Source organism: Rhizobium sp. 42MFCr.1 (assembly GCF_000377185.1).
Lineage (GTDB): Bacteria > Pseudomonadota > Alphaproteobacteria > Rhizobiales > Rhizobiaceae > Rhizobium > Rhizobium altiplani.
Genome location: NZ_KB897841.1, coordinates 18,423 through 35,948, shown reverse-complemented (window position 1 = coordinate 35,948; position 17,526 = coordinate 18,423). Strand labels below are relative to the sequence as shown.

16 protein-coding genes are annotated in these 17,526 nt (G+C 61.2%); 8 read left to right on the top strand and 8 right to left on the bottom strand.

The window, feature by feature from the left end:
- Positions 1-9: 9 nt before the first annotated feature.
- The gene (locus C934_RS0120915) at positions 10-1,209 is read right to left on the bottom strand and encodes an MFS transporter (RefSeq protein ID WP_018858574.1); all 1,200 of its coding nucleotides are present in this window, start codon (positions 1,207-1,209) and stop codon (positions 10-12) included.
- Between the two features lie 133 nt (positions 1,210-1,342).
- Between C934_RS0120915 and C934_RS0120910 the strand changes: the two genes are divergently transcribed.
- A complete protein-coding gene (locus tag C934_RS0120910; protein WP_018858573.1) occupies positions 1,343-1,942 on the top strand; it encodes a TetR/AcrR family transcriptional regulator in 600 nt (199 codons plus the stop codon).
- Here C934_RS0120910 and C934_RS0120905 read toward each other — a convergent pair.
- Positions 1,902-5,405, bottom strand: coding sequence for a PAS domain-containing hybrid sensor histidine kinase/response regulator (locus C934_RS0120905; protein ID WP_018858572.1), 3,504 nt, complete (start codon positions 5,403-5,405; stop codon positions 1,902-1,904). The genes C934_RS0120910 and C934_RS0120905 overlap by 41 nt on opposite strands.
- 216 nt (positions 5,406-5,621) lie before the next feature.
- On the opposite strand from C934_RS0120905, the gene mscL reads away from it, so the two are divergent.
- Both mscL and C934_RS0120895 read left to right on the top strand, forming a co-directional pair.
- A complete protein-coding gene (gene mscL / locus C934_RS0120900; protein WP_018858571.1) occupies positions 5,622-6,065 on the top strand; it encodes a large conductance mechanosensitive channel protein MscL in 444 nt (147 codons plus the stop codon).
- Positions 6,066-6,189: 124 nt separating this feature from the next.
- Positions 6,190-7,356: a pyridoxal phosphate-dependent aminotransferase gene (locus tag C934_RS0120895; protein ID WP_018858570.1), complete on the top strand. Its 1,167-nt coding sequence runs from the start codon at positions 6,190-6,192 to the stop codon at positions 7,354-7,356.
- A gap of 176 nt (positions 7,357-7,532) precedes the next feature.
- On the opposite strand, the gene C934_RS33280 is transcribed toward C934_RS0120895, so the two are convergent.
- From C934_RS33280 to C934_RS0120885, 3 genes are all read right to left on the bottom strand, one after another.
- Positions 7,533-7,790: a hypothetical protein gene (locus C934_RS33280; protein WP_018858568.1), complete on the bottom strand. Its 258-nt coding sequence runs from the start codon at positions 7,788-7,790 to the stop codon at positions 7,533-7,535.
- Complete coding sequence (locus C934_RS32275) at positions 7,787-8,701, bottom strand: alpha/beta hydrolase family protein (protein ID WP_018858567.1); 915 nt, start codon at positions 8,699-8,701, stop codon at positions 7,787-7,789. Before C934_RS32275 ends, C934_RS33280 begins: the two co-directional genes overlap by 4 nt.
- 379 nt (positions 8,702-9,080) lie before the next feature.
- A complete protein-coding gene (locus tag C934_RS0120885; protein ID WP_018858566.1) occupies positions 9,081-9,524 on the bottom strand; it encodes an SRPBCC family protein in 444 nt (147 codons plus the stop codon).
- A 623-nt stretch (positions 9,525-10,147) separates the two neighbouring features.
- Between C934_RS0120885 and galE the strand changes: the two genes are divergently transcribed.
- Together galE and C934_RS0120870 are read left to right on the top strand one after the other, a co-directional pair.
- On the top strand, positions 10,148-11,182 hold the full coding sequence (gene galE, locus C934_RS0120875; RefSeq protein WP_026371969.1) for a UDP-glucose 4-epimerase GalE: 1,035 nt from the start codon (positions 10,148-10,150) through the stop codon (positions 11,180-11,182).
- A gap of 131 nt (positions 11,183-11,313) precedes the next feature.
- The gene (locus C934_RS0120870; protein WP_026371968.1) at positions 11,314-12,378 is read left to right on the top strand and encodes an enoyl-CoA hydratase/isomerase family protein; all 1,065 of its coding nucleotides are present in this window, start codon (positions 11,314-11,316) and stop codon (positions 12,376-12,378) included.
- Here C934_RS0120870 and C934_RS0120865 read toward each other — a convergent pair.
- The gene (locus C934_RS0120865) at positions 12,375-14,435 is read right to left on the bottom strand and encodes an ATP-dependent helicase (RefSeq protein WP_018858562.1); all 2,061 of its coding nucleotides are present in this window, start codon (positions 14,433-14,435) and stop codon (positions 12,375-12,377) included. The genes C934_RS0120870 and C934_RS0120865 overlap by 4 nt on opposite strands.
- Before the next feature lie 96 nt (positions 14,436-14,531).
- Positions 14,532-14,795 carry a hypothetical protein gene (locus tag C934_RS0120860; protein ID WP_018858561.1) on the bottom strand — a complete coding sequence of 88 codons (264 nt, stop codon included), beginning with the start codon at positions 14,793-14,795 and terminating at the stop codon, positions 14,532-14,534.
- A gap of 167 nt (positions 14,796-14,962) precedes the next feature.
- Between C934_RS0120860 and C934_RS0120855 the strand changes: the two genes are divergently transcribed.
- The 3 genes from C934_RS0120855 (at position 14,963) to C934_RS0120845 (ending at position 17,009) form a co-directional block, all read left to right on the top strand.
- Positions 14,963-15,226, top strand: a complete 264-nt coding sequence (locus tag C934_RS0120855; RefSeq protein ID WP_018858560.1) for a BON domain-containing protein — start codon at positions 14,963-14,965, stop codon at positions 15,224-15,226.
- Between the two features lie 222 nt (positions 15,227-15,448).
- Positions 15,449-15,706, top strand: coding sequence for a hypothetical protein (locus tag C934_RS0120850; protein WP_018117007.1), 258 nt, complete (start codon positions 15,449-15,451; stop codon positions 15,704-15,706).
- A 154-nt stretch (positions 15,707-15,860) separates the two neighbouring features.
- A complete protein-coding gene (locus tag C934_RS0120845) occupies positions 15,861-17,009 on the top strand; it encodes an acyltransferase family protein (protein WP_018858559.1) in 1,149 nt (382 codons plus the stop codon).
- Between the two features lie 230 nt (positions 17,010-17,239).
- Here the strand turns inward: C934_RS0120845 and C934_RS0120840 are convergent, their stop codons facing one another.
- The gene (locus C934_RS0120840) at positions 17,240-17,482 is read right to left on the bottom strand and encodes a DUF982 domain-containing protein (protein WP_018858558.1); all 243 of its coding nucleotides are present in this window, start codon (positions 17,480-17,482) and stop codon (positions 17,240-17,242) included.
- Between the last annotated feature and the right edge of the window lie 44 nt (positions 17,483-17,526).

Below are 17,526 nucleotides of genomic sequence, written 5' to 3'. Positions count from 1 at the left end.
GTTCTAGTCTCAGGCAGGCAGCCTGGCAGCCCTGCTGCGATCGGCGCGCAGGCCGAGAAGCCCGGCGCCGGTTACCAGAATGATCGCCGTTGCGTAGAGATCGGTGGTCAGCTGGTAGCCGAGAGACTTGGCGAGGAAGCCGGCGAGAATGGCCGGAAGGCTAAACGCCAGATAGCTCTGGATATAGAAGGCCGACAACAGGCCGGCGCGCTCGTCGGCCTTGGCGAGCGGCATGATCGTGCCGATCGACCCGAGGAAGTTTGTGCCGAATCCGGCGCCGGTAAAGAAGGTGCCGACGAGCAGCAGCGGCACGTTGCCGAGGTGGACGCCGGCGACAACAGTCAGAATTCCAAGCGTGGTCGCCGCCGTGCCGAAGCCGAGATTGGCCGCGCCGGACTTGGCGCGCCTGAGATAGACCACAACCGCCCCCGACACCATCAGCGCCGTCACGATCAACCCGCCCGTGAGCGGCGCCCGGCTGCCCGTCGTGCTGGCGACCAATGACGGCACCAGCGAGAGGTAGAAGCCGCCAAGCGTCCAATTGGCGATGTTGATCGGCGTCACCAAGGCGAGCGGCCGTTTGACCTGCGGCGGAATCGAAATTGTCGGCTTCAACGAATTCCAGAAACCCGGCCGACGGCCGCCAGTCTCCCGGGTCGCCCAGATGGCGCCGGCTTGCCCGGCGAAAGCCGCGAGCAGGATGGCATAGACGAGGTGGAGCGGGAAGGGACCATACTGGATCAGGGCGCTCGTGCCGACTGCACCGACCGCCATGCCTGACAGCGGTGCGATGGAGTTGACGATCTGGCCCTTCGCCCGGTCGACGTCGACCAATGCTGCCCCAATCGAGGCGCCGGCAATTCCGGTTGCCAGGCCTTGCACGATCCGCGCCGCGATCAGCCAGTCTGGGCCGCTTGCCACGACGAACAACGCCATGGCGACGATCTCCAACATCAGGGCGGTGAAGATCACCGGCTTGCGGCCGAGGTGGTCGGAGATCGAGCCCGCTATCAGCAGTGCAGTCAGGAGCGCGAAGGCATAAACCGCGAAGATCACGGTGATCAGCACCGGCGAGACCGCAAAGCTTTCCTGATAGATTCGATAGAGCGGCGTCGGCGCTGCGGAAGCGCCGAAGAAGGTTGCCAGCGTAATTGCATGGAAGGGGATCGGATTACGGGAGGTCGGTGTGGATTTGGCGGCGCCGAACATATATAAGCCTCTTAAAGCTAATTTGTTGCGTTAGCCATGTAGGTCGACCTGCCACTAAAAGCAAATAATTTGCGTTAACAGCTCGATCAAAGATGTTGAACCATGCGCCGGCGCAGGAAACAGGACGTTAGAAATGGCAGCAAAAGAAAATCCCCGGCCGGGCGGCCGCAGCGCCAGGGTGCAGGCTTCAGTGCATCAGGCAGTCCGCGAACTGCTGGCCGACATGGACCGGGCAGACGTGACAATCCCGCTGATTGCAACAAAGGCCGGCGTTACCCCGTCGACCATCTACCGTCGCTGGGGCGACCTGCAGGAATTGCTGGCCGACGTCGCCGTCGAGCGCCTGCGCCCGGACATGCAGCCGATCGACACCGGCAGCGGCCGAAGCGATCTTGAAGCCTGGGCGGAACAGTATGCCGAGGAGATGTCCTCCGGCGTTGGGCGCGAGATTATCCGCGACGTGCTGGCCGCGCAGGACAATGCCAATGCCGCCAAGTGCTGCGCCTTCACCCGCGAGCAGGTGGAGCTGCTGAGCGATCGGGCGCTCGCGCGCGGCGAGAGCTTTCCGCTGGTCGATAGCGTGATGGATCAGGTCGTTGCGCCGATCATCTACCGCATACTTTTCGGCGACGAGCCAACCGCCGAGCGTGTGCGCGGCCTCGTGTCCGGCGTGATGGCGAAGGATGCGGCGGTCACTCCGCCGCCGCCCGCTTCTGAGCGGAAATCTGCGTAATGTAGGCCCTCAACGCTGCCGGGCGCACCGGTTTGTGTTGGAGCCCAATGCCGTGCCGCTCGACTTCGGCGCGGACCTCCGGCGTGCGGTCGGCCGTGACGATCAGCGCCGGAATGAACGCCATGAAACGCTCCCTGAGCGTCAGGATGGCGGAAACGCCGGTGCCGTCGCCGAGGTGATAGTCCGCGATCACGAGATCCGGCGGCGGCTGGCGTGTATCGAGCGCGCCGACATCGGCCAGCGAACCCAGGCATCGCACCTCGCAGCCCCAGCCGCTGATCAGCAGCTGCATGCCTTCCAGAATATGCGGCTCGTTGTCGACGCAGAGGACCTTCAATCCCTGCAGGCTCTGCGCCGAATGCTCCACCGGCTGGGCTGCGCCCAAGCGCTCGAGTAGTCGCGACGCGTCGCGCGGCATGACGATGCGGAAATCCGTGCCCTTGCCGTGTGTCGAGTGGAGTTCCACCGGGTGATTGAGGACACGCGCGATGCGATCGACGATCGAGAGGCCGAGGCCCAGTCCGGAAGCCGTCCTGGCGCCTTCGTCGAGACGGGCGAATTCCTTGAAGACCGTCCGGAACTTCGAAGGCGGAATGCCGATCCCGGAATCCATCACCTGGATGACGACCTGATGTCCGCGCCGACGCGCACCAACCAGCACCTTTCCGTCGATCGTGTATTTGATCGCGTTGGAAACAAGATTCTGCACGAGGCGGCGAAGCAGGTTGGGATCGGAGCGGACCCGAAGCGAGGTTGGCATCACCACCAGCTTCAGGTTTTTCTCACGGGCGATCGGCTCGAAGTCCGTTTGGATCCGCTCCAGCAGGTCGGAAAGTGGCACGGAGGCGAGGCGCGGCCGCATCGCCCCGGTGTCCAGCCGCGAAATATCGAGAACCGCGCCAAGGATGGTTTCGACCGATTCCAGCGCGGAATCGATGTTGCGAACGATCGCACTGCTTTCGGACTTTCCCATGCGCTCGACAAGCGCCGAGGAATAGAGCCGGGCCGCATTGAGCGGCTGCAGGATGTCGTGCCCGGCAGCGGCGAAGAAGCGTGTCTTTCCTAGATTGGCTTCGTCAGCGGCGGCTCTCGCTTCGCCGAGTTCGCGATTGACACGGGTCAGTTCCGCCGTCCGCTCGGCAACGCGCTGTTCCAGCGTTTCGTTCGCCTGCTTGAGCGCTCGGTCGGCGGCGACGCGTTGGGTGATGTCGGTAAAGGTTGCGACGATGCCCTTGTCCGGCATCGCGTTGGAGCGCACTTCGATGATGCGTTCGCCGCCGCCGAGCACCAGCGCGAAGGGTTTGTCCAGCGTCAGGAAGTGCCGGACGGTCTGGTTGACGTCGCCGGCTGGCACATCGCCGCGCTGGCTGAGGATCGCCACGATGTCGGCGAGCGGGAAGCCCACCTGTCCGGTATTCTCCGGAAGGTCCAGCAACTGCCGGAAACGGCGGTTCCAGATCGTCAGGTTGTTCGAGCTGTCGAAGACAGCGATGCCCTGGTCCATCTGAGACAGCGCCGTCTGCAGCATGTCCTGGTTATATTGCAGGGCCTCGCTCGCCTGGTCGAGCAGCCAGGCGGTGTCGGCCGAGGCGTCCTCCACTTTCTGAAGGATCAGCGACAGCACAAGTCGAGCGGAGGAAGAGCCGATGGCGCTGCCGAGCAGCTGTTCCGTAAAATGAATGAGCGCCATGTCGGCTGGTTGGTCGTCCTCCAGCTTGCGGCCCGAATTCTGCTGGTAGGTCTGGAACGAACGCTCCATGCGCTCCTCGCCGAGATAACGCGAGACCGTCGCCTTGAGATCGGCGATACTGATGCGGGTCTTCCAGCCGCGCGTGGCAAACTGCGAGCGGGACTGCCGCTTGACGAAGATGCCGGCCTGGATGCGTTCGAGCGGCCGCGCATTGCGGGTCACCGATCCGACGACGAAGAAGGCGGTGTTGACGAGCAGGCTCATGACCGTGGCATTGACCAGCGGATCGGCATCGGGTGCCGAAAAGATCGTCGTGCCGGGAAAGATGAAACCGAGGACTGCGCTTGCGACACCCGAATAGTCCGGTCCGCCAAGCGAAGGCAGGAACAGCAGGTAGACCCAGATCACGAAGCCCGACGTCAGCCCAAGAATGGCACCGCGCGCATTGGCTCGCCGCCAGACAAGGCCACCGAACAAGGAAGGGGCCATCTGCGCAATCGCGGCGAAGGAGAGGAGGCCGATCGAGGCCAGCCCCGTCGTGCTGTCGGTTGAACGATAATAGGCGTAGCCGAGCAGCAGTACGGCGAAGATCGCGCTGCGCCTTATGTTGAGCAGCGTCTTGGCGAAATCGCTGCGCTGACCCGAGCGGTCGACGAGCTTCCGGTGCAGGAAGATCGGCATGATGATGTCGTTCGACACCATGATCGACAGCGCCACCGAAGCGACGATCACCATGGCGGTGGCGGCGGAAAAGCCGCCGATGAAGGTAATCAGCGAGACAAAGGGCATCTGCCCGGTAAGCGGTAGCGAAAGCACGTAGAGATCGGCATTGCCGCTGCCGCCAAACGTCAGCAGGCCACCGATCGCCACCGGCAGCACGAAGAGATTGATGGCAACGAGATAGAGAGGGAAGAGGAAACCGGCCAGCCGAAGCTCCCGGGCGGTCCTGTTCTCGACAACGGTGACGTGGAATTGTCGCGGCAGCATGATGATCGCAAACGCGGACAACAGTGTCAGCGTGATCCAGCGGCTGATCGGTGTCTGGTAGTTCAGGGCCGAGAGCACGAGCTGGTTTTCGCTGGCCTTCTGCCAGAGATCGGATGGACCGTCGAAAAGGAACCAGACCACGCAGACGCCGGCGGTGAGGAAGGCAAACAGCTTGACCACCGACTCCATGGCGACGGCAAGGATCAACCCGTCCTGGTGCTCGGTCGCATCCGTGTGGCGCGTGCCGAACATGATCGCGAAGCAGGCGAGCACTAGCGTTACGAGCAGTGGCAGGTCGAGAAAATAGAGGTTGCCGCTGCCGATGCCGTAATCCGACGGGTTGAGCATGGCCGTCACGGTGCTCGACACCGATTTGAGCTGCAGGGCGATATAGGGGATGGCGCCGACGAGGGAGATCAATGCCACGATTGTCGCGACCGCCGGATTCTTGCCGTAGCGCGCGGAGATGAAATCGGCGACGGATGTCAGCTTCTCGGCCTTCGCGAGCTCGATGATCCGCCGCAGCACCGGCATCCCGAGCGTGAAGACGAGGATTGGGCCGATATAGATGCCGAGGAATTCCAGCCCGCGTTGCGATGCCAGTCCGACACCACCGAAATACGTCCAGGAGGTGCAGTAGATCGCGAGGCTGAGCGCATAGACCGCCGGGCGGCCGCCCACGGGCGTTCCGAACATCCGACGCCTGCGGTCGCCATGGCTCGCGACCGCAAAGAGCAGCAGCAGATAGCCGAAAGCAGATGCAAGTATGACCCAGCCTGGCAGCATTGACCCTCCACCGATGCACCATGCACCGGTTCTCCCGGACTATTGGAGATTACGGGAATTTGGCGTCCTTGAACATCAGGGGGTGTATAGGTCTTAAGTCAAAGACCGCACGCCGGCCCAATAATTTGTAATTGGCAATTGAATAATTGCATTGAACATGTAGCTAATAAAAACAATGACCTGTCAGTGCGACTGCATCAGAGGGAGACGGATCGGATGCTCAATGAGTTCAAAGCATTTATCGCCCGCGGCAATGTCATGGACCTTGCTGTCGGTGTTATCATCGGCGGCGCTTTCGGGGGGATCGTCAGGTCGCTGGTGGACGATATCATCATGCCGATCGTCGGTGCCATTTTCGGCGGCTTCGACTTTTCCAACTATTTCATCGGCCTGTCGTCCAACGTGAACGCGCCGACACTGACTGCTGCCCGCCAGCAGGGCGCGGTCCTGGCCTATGGCAGCTTCATCACGGTTTTGATCAACTTCATGATTCTCGCATGGATTATCTTCCTGATGGTCAAGGGCGTGAATACGCTCCAGAAGCAGGTGGACAAGCAGATGAAGATCAAGGAGGCCAAGGACGAGGCCGCCGCGCCGCCGGCCGATGTGGCGCTGCTGACGGAAATTCGCGACCTGCTGGCCAAGCGTCCGGCCGTCTGATGAGATTATGAGCCTTCGCCGACGGGCGCGGGGCTCATCCATCACGAAAATCGATATCGCATCACCGAATGTCATGGGATTTGCCGCCTTATTTGCTTTATATGGGCGCAAACCGGAGTGATGCATGTCGATAGTCAGCAGTCTTAGCCCGCGCGCCCTCCTGGCGCCAGAAAGCGGGATCGTCGAAGTCGTCAACTATGCCCGTGGCCGTGACGGCCTCCTGCCGCTTTGGGTCGGCGAGGGAGATCTGTCGACGCCGGATTTCATCAACAAGGCGGCGATCGAAGCGCTGTCGGGCGGCGAGACGTTCTATACCTATCAGCGCGGCATCCCGGAACTGCGTCAGGCGCTTTCCGACTACTATGCCAGACATTTCGACGTCTCTCTGCCGGTCGAGCATTTCTATGTCACTGGTTCCGGCATGCAGGCGATCCAGATCGCCGTGCAGGCGCTGACCTCGCCGGGCGACGAGCTTGTCTACCTGACGCCTGCCTGGCCGAACATCGCCGCCGCCCTGGAAATTGCCGGCGCCCGATCGGTCGGCGTGCAGCTGACCTTCGAGGGCGGCAAGTGGGCGGTCGATCTCGACCGCATCGCGGCAGCCATCACCCCGAAGACCAGGGGGCTGTTCATCAACACGCCGTCCAATCCGACCGGCTGGACCGCAACCAAGCATGATCTCGCAGCCATCCTGGCGCTCGCGCGCAAGCACGATCTCTGGATCATGGCCGACGAGATCTACGCGCGCTATTACTTTGCCGGCGGTCGCGCGCCGTCCTTCCTCGATGTGATGGAGCCCGACGACAAGGTGATGTTCGTCAACTCCTTCTCCAAGAACTGGTCGATGACCGGCTGGCGTGTCGGCTGGATCGTTGCCCCGCCGCAAACCGGCCAGGTGATCGAGAACCTCATCCAGTATTCGACCTCGGGCGTGGCGCAGTTCATGCAGCGTGGTGCGGTCGCGGCCCTGAATGAGGGCGACAGCTTCGTGCAGTCGAACATCGACAAGGCCAGACGCTCCCGCGACATCCTGTGCGACGCGCTGATTGCAACGAACCGCGTCGAGACGCTGAAGCCGGACGGCGCCCTCTATGCATTCCTGAAGATCGACGGCGTGACCGACAGCCGCAAGGCAGCGATCGACATCGTCGACAAGACGGGTGTCGGGCTGGCACCCGGCGCGGCGTTCGGCGCTGGCGGCGAGCTCTTTCTGCGCGCCTGCTTCCTGCGCGACCCGGCCCAGATCCAGATGGCGGCCGACAGGCTGTGCGACTACATCCTCAAGCTCTAGGAGTGTGGAGCCGGCTCGACCCGGGCGATTATCCTTCCCAGACCATAGCTAGATTGCTCCGAGCGTCTCGTCGAGCCAGTTGAACACGCGCAGGTCCCTCAGCCCATATGCCGCCGGCTCGCAGATCAGGTCCGCGCCGTCGGATGCCGAGAAGGGGATCAGCGTCTTGGGACAGCTCAAGAGGTCGTATAGCTGGCGCGACGCCCTGGCCAGAATGCTTCGTTGGCCGGCTCGGTAATCAGCATCGGGCACTCGATCTTCCCGGCAACGTCCATGAGGTTGTACGCCATCGTCGCTTTGAAGGCGTCGAAATACGACGTCACGCCATAAGGTCTCATCCGGAAGGCCACGGATTTCTTGGTGGCCGGGTCCAGCATCTTGTTCAGATTGCCGTCGAACTCATCCTTGCGGCATGCCTTCAGGAGTTCGATCATCGGAGGCGGCAGCGTGGCCGTCCATGATTTGGAAACATCGCAGACACCGGGATCAACGATGGCGGCGGCGATCCGCTTCTCAAACGCAACCGCGCGCGGAACCCAGTATCCGGCCTGGCTGATGCCCTGGATCGCGATCCTCTTCGGTCGACACCGGGACGGCCCAGGGCAAAGTCGACCACCGGCGTGACAACATGCTCCCAATCCGGCCTGAAGGTGAGTTGCTGCTTCCACAGGGCGTAACCTTGTCCGGGCCCGTCGAACGTCAGGCAGTCGTAACCTCGCGCCGTTGCTCCGGCTGCGCCAAGCATCCACATGTCGAGCGCTGAGCCGTCGCTGCCGTTGACGAGGATCAGCAGGGGGCGCTTTTCCCGGGCGCTCTTACCCCGGAAATAGAAGCCACGCAGGCCTACGCCCTCATAAGGAATGCTGATCTGTTCAACTGGGGGATCGAATAGATCGATCGACTTCAGCCAGCAATCGTCCATCATCTGCCAGGCTGCCGCAACCCGCATTGGATCACCGGTGCCGTCCGCGAAGTAGATGGCGCTGTCATAGAAACTCTGCGCCCAGAGATAGGCCTGCCGCGCGCTTTCCGTGTGACCGCCATCTGCCGAGTTTTCGGCCAGGAGGCGGGCTTCATCGCCAGCGGCGATCATCGCCTGGTACGCGCTGTCGAAGTTGCCGTCTTCGATCTGCCGGATGGTGAACAGGACCTTGCCGATGTTTGCGCCCTGGTAGTAGGCGCGACCGAGGCTCGCCAGGAGGACGAATTCGAAGGCGGAGTTCTTGAAGAAATAGGTTGTCTGATGGACGGCCAACGGCGTTGTCGGCAGATTGGTCGTTTGGTGCGCAAGGCCTTGCGCCTCTCCGGCGGAGGGTTCGGTCGTTGCTCCCGCGCCCGTCCCCACTCCTCAGCGCTCTTTCCAAGGCCGGACTGCTTCCTCGTCATCCTCATGGATCCCCCTCCGGATGCCTGCCCACGGATGCTAAAGCGTGGGGACTATAACATCTTCGCGGCCCGATGGTTAGAGGCATTGCAACCGCAGGGGTTAGACTGGCGCTCGAAGGAAACTATTTATCGTTGTCACTAGTCGATTGGCGCTTCGTGCGCGACCCGGCGCAGATCGAGTTCGCTGCCCAACGGTGCTGCGACGACATCCTCAAGCTTTAATGGGATCAAAAGCTGACAGACGAAGGTGCGCCTGCGGCTCCCTCACGGCAATAGCCTGGAGGAGCGAGGCGGCTTCAGCCGCCAAGCTCCACTTTCGCTTAGGATTGCCTAGCTCCTCAATCGTTGATTTCGGGCTCGACGAGCTTTGCCAGATTGCGCAGCGATTCCTGCCAACCGAGATAGCATGCCTCCGGGGGAATAAGGTCCGGTACGCCCGCCTGGACAACATTCAGTTCGGTGCCGACAGAGACCTTCTTCAAGGTTACCGTGACCTCCATTTCACCGGGAAGGTTCGGGTCGTCGAACTTGTCCGTGTAACGGAGCTTCTCGTTCGGAACCAATTCCAGATAGCTGCCTCCAAAGGAGTGGCTATTTCCAGTCGTAAAGTTCCGGAAGGACATCCTGTGTGCTCCGCCGACCGCTGGCTCCAGATGATGCACTGTGCAGGTAAACCCATTTGGCGGAAGCCATTTGGCTAGCGCATCCGCCTCCAGGAATGCGCGATAGACTTTCTCAGGGCTGGCCGCCAGGACGCGGTGAAGACGTATCGTGTTGGGCATGATGATCCTCCTTTGAATGCAGCATGGGAATGCCCGAGGACGAACCTATCTTTGTCACTCCGACAATGGATTGAAAATATTCGCTCTCAGCCTATGTCGGTTCCGTGTCCAGTAGGGCTGGCATTGTTGCTCCTGCCAGTCCAGTTGTCTTTACGACTGGCATGCCAGCTATACAGCTTGGGCATGTTTGGTGTAGCAATTCCCTTAGAGGTTTAGCGGGGAGAGTGGGACCGTGGTGAGGAAGATAATTTCTCTCTTATTGGGAACGGTGCTCGTCATCTCCGGAATCTATGGCGTCCTGTACCTGCTGTATTTCACCGTTTATCCCGTCAGGACCCTGTATTATCTGGTGCCCGGCGGGCTGTTCGTCATTGGGATAGTGATCCTGTGGGAAGATCTTACCAAATTCCTTCGGCGGCATTGAAAGTCAGGACCTGTGAGCTGCCGCAGAAAAGAGCCCTCGAAATAGTACATCGATAAAATTGCAGCGGAGCCCGAAATCGGCCTCTAACCACGCCATCAAACTTACCCGCGAGGAAGCCCCGCAGCGCGCTTTCGATAGGAAATTCTGAAAGGAAAGCAACGTCAGATGCCCCCGCGTGAATGAAGCGGGGATGCGGGATATGGCAATTTTGGTCACGGGTGGCGCGGGCTACATCGGCAGCCACATGGTCTGGACATTGCTGGATGCGGGCGAAGACGTCGTTGTCCTGGACAATCTTTCGACCGGCTTTCGCTGGGCGGTCTCTCCGCGTGCGCGCTTCTATCTCGGCGATGTCGCCGATGCCCAGCTTCTGAAGACGATCTTCATCGAGAACGACGTCGACGCCATTATCCATTTTGCCGGCTCCGCGATCGTGCCTGCATCCGTCGCCGATCCGCTTGCCTATTACGACAACAATTCCGGCAAGACGCGGGCGCTGTTGAGCGCTGCGATCAATGCCAACATCCGCCATTTCGTCTTTTCCTCCACCGCCGCCGTCTACGGGCCGCAGAAGACGTCCGAGCCGGTCAGGGAGACCGCGCCGCTCAATCCCGAGAATCCTTACGGCCAGTCCAAGCTGATGACGGAATTCATGCTGCGGGACGCGGCGGCAGCCTACGACTTCAACTATGTCGCGCTGCGCTACTTCAACGTCGCCGGCGCCGACCCGTTGGGGCGCAGCGGTCAATCGACATCAGGCGCCACCCACCTGATCAAGGTCGCCTGCGAGGCGGCACTCGGCAAACGCACCGGCGTTCATGTCTACGGCATCGATTACCCGACTCATGACGGTACCGGCGTGCGCGATTACATCCATGTCAGCGATCTCGCCGCGGTTCACCTGAAGGCGCTGCAGCATCTGCGTCGTGGGAGCAGCTCGCTGGTTGCCAATTGCGGCTACGGCGCCGGCTATTCGGTGCTCGACGTGCTCAACATGGTCACGCGCCTGCACGGACACTCCTTCAAGATCCACATGGCGCCGAGGCGTCCGGGCGATGCCGCAAGTGTTGTTGCGGACTCAAGCCTTGCCCAACGCGTTCTGGATTGGAAGCCGACACACGATTCATTGGAGACAATCGTCCAAAGCGCGCTCGACTGGGAACAGTTCCTGATGGATCGCAACGTCGACGATCTTCAGAGCCTCCATCGAGCGCTCGCCGCCGCCTCGTTCTGAGAAACGAAATCAATCCCAGCCCGGCCATCGACTATGCCGTCGAGTGCGCTAAGGTGGCATGACGGTTGATGGCACCGGTTCGCTTGACGCCGGATTGCGACGCGAAGGATGCAACGAGCGAGGAGGTCAGCATGCGAGACGAGGTTCACCAGAGTGAGGTGATTGTCGAACGGCGCGGCTCGGCCGGCATCATCCGCCTCAATCGACCGCGTGCGCTGAACAGCCTGACACTCGATATGGTCCGCGCCTTTGCCGCCGCAATGGGCGACTTCGCGGCAGACGCCAGCATCGCCATGGTGATCGTTTCGGGCGAGGGGGAGCGCGGCTTCTGCGCCGGCGGCGACATTCGCGCGCTGCACGAGAGCGGCCGCGCCGGCACCGACCTAGCCACGACCTTCTGGCGCGAAGAATTCCGCCTGAATCACCGGATCGCGACCTACCCAAAGCCCTATGTGGCGCTGATGGACGGCATCACCATGGGCGGCGGCGTAGGCCTGTCATCGCACGGCCGCCACCGCGTCGTAACGGAGCGAACCAAGCTTGCCATGCCGGAAACGGGGATCGGCTATTTTCCGGATGTCGGGGCGACCTGGCTGCTGCCGCGCGCGCCCGGCGAGGCCGGCACCTGGATGGGGCTGACGGGACTGACCGTCGACGCGGCCGACATCGTCTATGCCGGACTGGCCGATCACCACATCGCTTCCTTCCGGCTGCCTGACATCGTCGATACGCTGGCGGAACTGCCGCGAAACGCGACGCCCCGTGACGTCGAGGTGGTGTTGAAGAATCTCTCCAGCGATCCGGGGACGAGCGCCGTCAAAAGCAACCGCGACCTGATCGAACGTTGCTTTCATTTCGGCACCGTCGAGGAAGTCATCGATGCGCTTGGGAAGGAGCCCGGCGATTTTGCCGCCGAAACGCTGCGGATCATCCGGACCCGCTCCCCGACCAGCCTGAAACTTGCGCTTCGTCTGCTGCGCCAGGGCCGGCAAAGCAGGAACCTTGCCGAATGCCTGAACCGCGAACTCGGCGCCTGCCAGCAGATATTGAAAAGCCCGGATTTCTACGAGGGCATCCGCGCCGCCATTATCGACAAGGATCGCAATCCGCAGTGGATGCCGGCGACACCAGAGGCGGTCGACCAGGCGGCCATCGACGCCTTCTTCAAGCCCGCGGAGCCGCCGCTGGCGCTCTAGCGCCACATCCCGCGCATGCGTGCTCCGACATCGACGCGCACCTGTCGCGCCTGATGCGACGCGCCGCCATCGGCTCTGGATTGCGGCCAGCCGACCACCTCGAAGAACTGCAGCAAGGTTGCCGGAATGAAGCGCGTGCGCGACGCATAGACGTGCCGGTCGCCCTGCGCGTTCTGGCCGTGCGTGAAGAAGCGTTGCGGCACGACGAGGTCGAGATTGTCCTTGGCGCGGGTCATCGCGACGTAGAGCAGTCGCCGTTCCTCCTCGATCTCGGCGCTGGTGCCGACGGCGAGGTCGGACGGGATGCAGCCGTCGACGACGTTCAGCATGAACACCCGCGTCCATTCCTGCCCCTTGGCGGAATGGATCGTGGAGAGGATCAGATAATCCTCGTCGAGCAGCGGCACACCGGCCTGGTCGCTGGTCGCATCCGGCGGGTCGAGCGTCAACTCTGTCAGGAAACGCTCACGGGAAGGATAGCCGCTGGCGATCTGCTCGAGTTGCAGAAGGTCGGCTTGGCGCGTCGATGCGTCCTCGTGCAGGCGCTCGAGATGCGGCGAATACCATTCGCGGACGAGGCCGATTTCTGCCGGCCAGCCGGCCTTGCCGGTCTTCACCTCCTGCAGCATCGCAACGAAGGCCGTCCAATCCTCGCCCGAGCGGGGAGGGGCCGGCAGGTCGGCAAGGGCCTGCATCGGGCTGGCATCCGCGGCCATCTGGTCGATGACGCGCTGCGCCGTCGACGGCCCGACACCCGGGAGCAGCTGCATCAACCGGAAGCCGGCGACGCGGTCGCGCGGGTTCTGAGCAAAGCGGAGAGCCGCGAGCATGTCCTTCACGTGCGCGCTGTCGAGGAACTTCAGCCCGCCGAACTTCACGAACGGAATGTTGCGCCGGGTCAGCTCGACCTCCAGCGCTCCGCTATGATGCGAGGCGCGGAAAAGCACCGACTGCTGCTTGAGCTTCACTCCTTCTTCGCGGTTCTCCAGCACCTTGTCCGCCACGTATCGCGCCTGGTAGGCTTCGTCGCGCACGGTGACGAGCCTTGGACGTTGGGCCGATTGACGCTCGGTCCAGAGGTTCTTGGTGAAGCGCTCCGAGGCGAGGTCGATGACGGCGTTCGCCGCCGCGAGGATCGTCTGCGTCGAACGGTAGTTGCGATCGAGCGTGATGATGTTTGCCGAGGGGCTGAACGCGGCGGGAAAGTCGAGAATGTTGCGCACGGTGGCCGCGCGAAACGAATAGATCGACTGCGCATCGTCGCCGACGACGGTCAAGCCTTGTCCGCCAGGCTTCAAAGCGAGCAGGATCGAGGCCTGCAGCCGGTTCGTATCCTGGTATTCGTCGACAAGCACGTGGTCGAAGCGGCTGCCGATATCGTCGGCGATGATCGGTTCGCTGACCATCTGCGCCCAGTAGAGGAGCAGATCGTCATAATCGAGAATGTTCTGGCTCTGCTTGGCCTCGACATAGGCGCCGAAGAGGTCTCGCAACTGGTTTTCCCAGGCCGAGCACCAGGGGAACGCGTCGCGCAGAACGAGGCCGAGTTCGCTTTCCGAATTTACCACGCGCGAATAGATCGCAAGGCAGGTGCCCTTTGTCGGAAATCGGCTCTCCATTTTCGAGAAGCCGAGCTCGTGCCGGATGAGATTCATCAGATCGGCGCTGTCTTCCCGGTCATGGATCGTAAAGGCGGGGTCGATGCCGATCTGTTCCGCGTAATCGCGCAACAGCCGTGCCCCGATGCCGTGAAAGGTTCCGCTCCAGGCAAGCGCGTCCGCCATGATGCCGGATTTGCCGCCGAGCACCTGGACACAGATACGCTCGACACGACGCGCCATCTCGGCGGCCGCGCGGCGGGAAAATGTCATCAGCAGGATCCGGCGAGGATCGGCGCCCTTGACGATCAGGTGCGCAACGCGATGCGCGAGCGTGTTCGTCTTGCCCGAGCCGGCACCGGCGATGACGAGCAAGGGACCGGCAACGTGGGTGCCGTCAGTGAGCGTGCCGTATTCGACGGCCGCGCGCTGCTGGGGATTGAGCTTTTCAAGATACATTCAGCCGTCCGGTTGCTTCGGCGGAGAATCGCACCGCGGAAATATTCGACGTTCCTTGAATGTTCTCGAACGCTGCGGCTGTCAAGCGTGAGCGCATCAGGGGAAATCGGGCACGATGACGCGCCTCGTCAGTTTCAGCGTGCGATCCGGCTGGAGGATATAGGTTTCCTTAACCCTCTGGCCGCGGGAGTCGTAGAAGGAATTGTAGATGACACTGCCGGGCGGCGATTTGGTCAGTTTCGTGCGCGGTTGCCCGCCATAGGTGATGCTCCCCGGAATGGGCTGAACCTCGGTGGAGCTGTCCGTCGTGCAGCCCGATAGTATGACGAGCGATAGAAACGTCGGAAGCAGAACCTTCATCGCGGTAACCCTTAACTAAACCTATGGTATATATGGCGCCTCAGATCAGGGCGCCAAGTAGCGTGGGCTGGGCTCCGCGAGATTCTTTCGAGTATAGATTGGTGCGGCGCAACTAAAACTCCCCTCCGGCGTTACCCTGTAACAGACTTTGCCATTTGGAGGCGATGATGGTGCTTCGATTTCAGACGACGGAAGGTCACGGTGGTGCTTGCGGGCAGGGCCACAGCCTCGCGTCAACACGCGCCTCGGTCGAAAGCGCTCTCAGTGCCGCCTATGACGTCGATAGTAGCGAAATCGTCGTCTCGATCCTGGGGCTCTATGTCGTCCTGGAAGGATTCGTCCGGCAGAAAGGCCATGTCGAGCGGGCGGTCGAGATTGCCGAAGACGTGGTCGGGAAGGGTTATGTCCGCAGCCGGATGCTGCGGCGTTAGCCAGCCTACTCACATGTAATACTGTAAGTTCATCAGTTTTGACGCACGCATACGGCATGTTGCTGCGCACCCGGAAATATCCGCCTATCTTCATATAAAATAATACAATTTAGCTCGACCGAAAATACGAAGAATTAACTGTGCGAAAGTAGTAGCGGCGACACTGGAACTAAAAGCGTGTTTCATTAGTTAATGCTTGTAATCAAAACACGGGAGAAGGGCATGCGAAGACTTCTTCGACTGGGAGCGCCGGCTTTTGCGCTGGCATTAGGGACTTTCATCACGCCAGCTTCGGCTTCACTCGAGATTACGAGCGACTATTCCGCCCTGCCGCAGGACGAGATGGCGATGAACGAATATACCGGTTCGGTGTCCTGCACCGCGCCGACGACGCATTATGTGCCATCCTTCATCCGGTCTTTTGACGGCACCATTATCGGCGTCGGTTACCTCGAGGTGCAGAGCGACGGTCGCTGCTGATCGTTTGCTCGTCCGTCTCGGAATCCGATGAAATAGGGTAGGAAGATCGCGCTCCCCAGGCCGGAGACCGATCAACTTTTCTGGTTGTGAGTTGTGCGTTGCAGCACATTGCGTTAGCTTCCGCGAAGCTGAGCCTCAACCAGAAGGATACCCTATGATCATTGAGAGCAAGCGGATCGGATGCCTCGACGGGCTGCGCGGACTGGCCGCACTCTGGGTCCTCCTAGGTCACAGCCTGCAACTGACGGGTTGGCACCTTCCGATCCTGTCGTCGCCGGATTTGGGCGTCGACCTCTTCATTATGCTGTCCGGCTTTCTGATGGTCTTTCACTATCGGTTACGCGAGAGCGCCAACCCCTGGGAGAAGCCATCCACCTGGTTCGGCTTCTGGCTGAAGCGCTTTTTCCGAATTGCGCCACTCTACTACGTGATGCTGTGCATCGCCCTGTTGCTGGGGCCGCAGCTCTATGCGAGCCGCATGGTCATTGACACCTTCCTATCCCACGGTCCGCAATTGCCGGAGCGCTATCTGGACGGTAGCCTGCGCAACCTTCTCATCCACGCGAGCTTCCTCTTCGGACTGCATCCGGCCTATGCGTTCCGCACACCACTGCCCGATTGGAGTCTTGGTTTGGAGATGCAGTTCTATGCGGTCTTTCCGCTGGCGATGCTGCTCTTGAGGAAAGCCAGATGGCTGCCCGGCGCCGCCCTGATTGCGCTTGGCGGTTTCGTAGTCGCCAAGGCCGTGCAGGCCGCCCACATCGATTTTCCGATGCCGTCTTTCCTGCCGCTGAAGATGCATGTCTTCCTGTGCGGCATGCTGATCGCCAACGGATTGTTCGTGACGCCGCGGCAAACCGTCATGAATGGCCTGCTTGCCGTCATGCTGGTCATGATTCCGATCGGCGGCGACATGACCTCGACGAAGGTCGCCGTCCGCCTGCTTCTGGTCGTCGGCTTCTTCGTGCTGGTGCATTATCATTTGTTGCCAGGTCTGGTCGGAAAGCTCGGCGATCGCGTCTCATCGCTGATGGGAAATCACTTCTGCCATTGGCTCGGCGAGCTCTCGTTCGGCGTCTATCTGATTCACCTGCTTTTGCTCCAGCCGCTCGCAGCATTCGTCATAACGCATTTCGGGGCTGAGATTTCCGCGCCGGCGCGCTTTGCGATCGTGGTCGCCGCCCTGCTGCCATTGGCCTATGCGCTGGCATATCTCGGCTTCACCCGCATCGAGGGGCCGGGCCAGACGCTTGGGCGCAAGGTGCTGGAAATAATCCGGAGACGGCGCCTGAAGCCGGCCTGACGCATCGGCTTATCGCAATCGAGGCTCGTCTGCTTTCCCTGAGGGTGACGAGCCTCTGACCATCATCATGATGGCTGCACACTTTCTATTGAGGGACGTGCCTTGATGGCAATGAGGTTAATCGCGCTCCCAACAGCAAGCGCTGCCGAGGGTTAAACAAAAATAAACCATTGCCCTGTTCCGGGACAGGTTGTCGACGATCTGCCGGCGATTGGCGGATCAAGGCCCGATCAGTTGACCTTCAGCTTGGCTTCTTCCGCGGCCGCTACGAATTCCGCGCGTGCCTCCTCGATCGTCTTTCGACCATCAAGGGCGGCTCTGCAAGTGCTTCTTGCCTTCAGATAATGCAACCCGCGACTGCTCGGCCACAGGTCTGCCAGGCATTTCAGCGCGTCCATAGGGCCGACGATCGTGCGTGCGCCCGTATTTTCAAACCCCACATGAATAGGATTATTCCACTTCTCGCTGGCCATAGGCGCATTCTCCGTTGCTTACGCCAAAATGTGCAAGTCAGCCT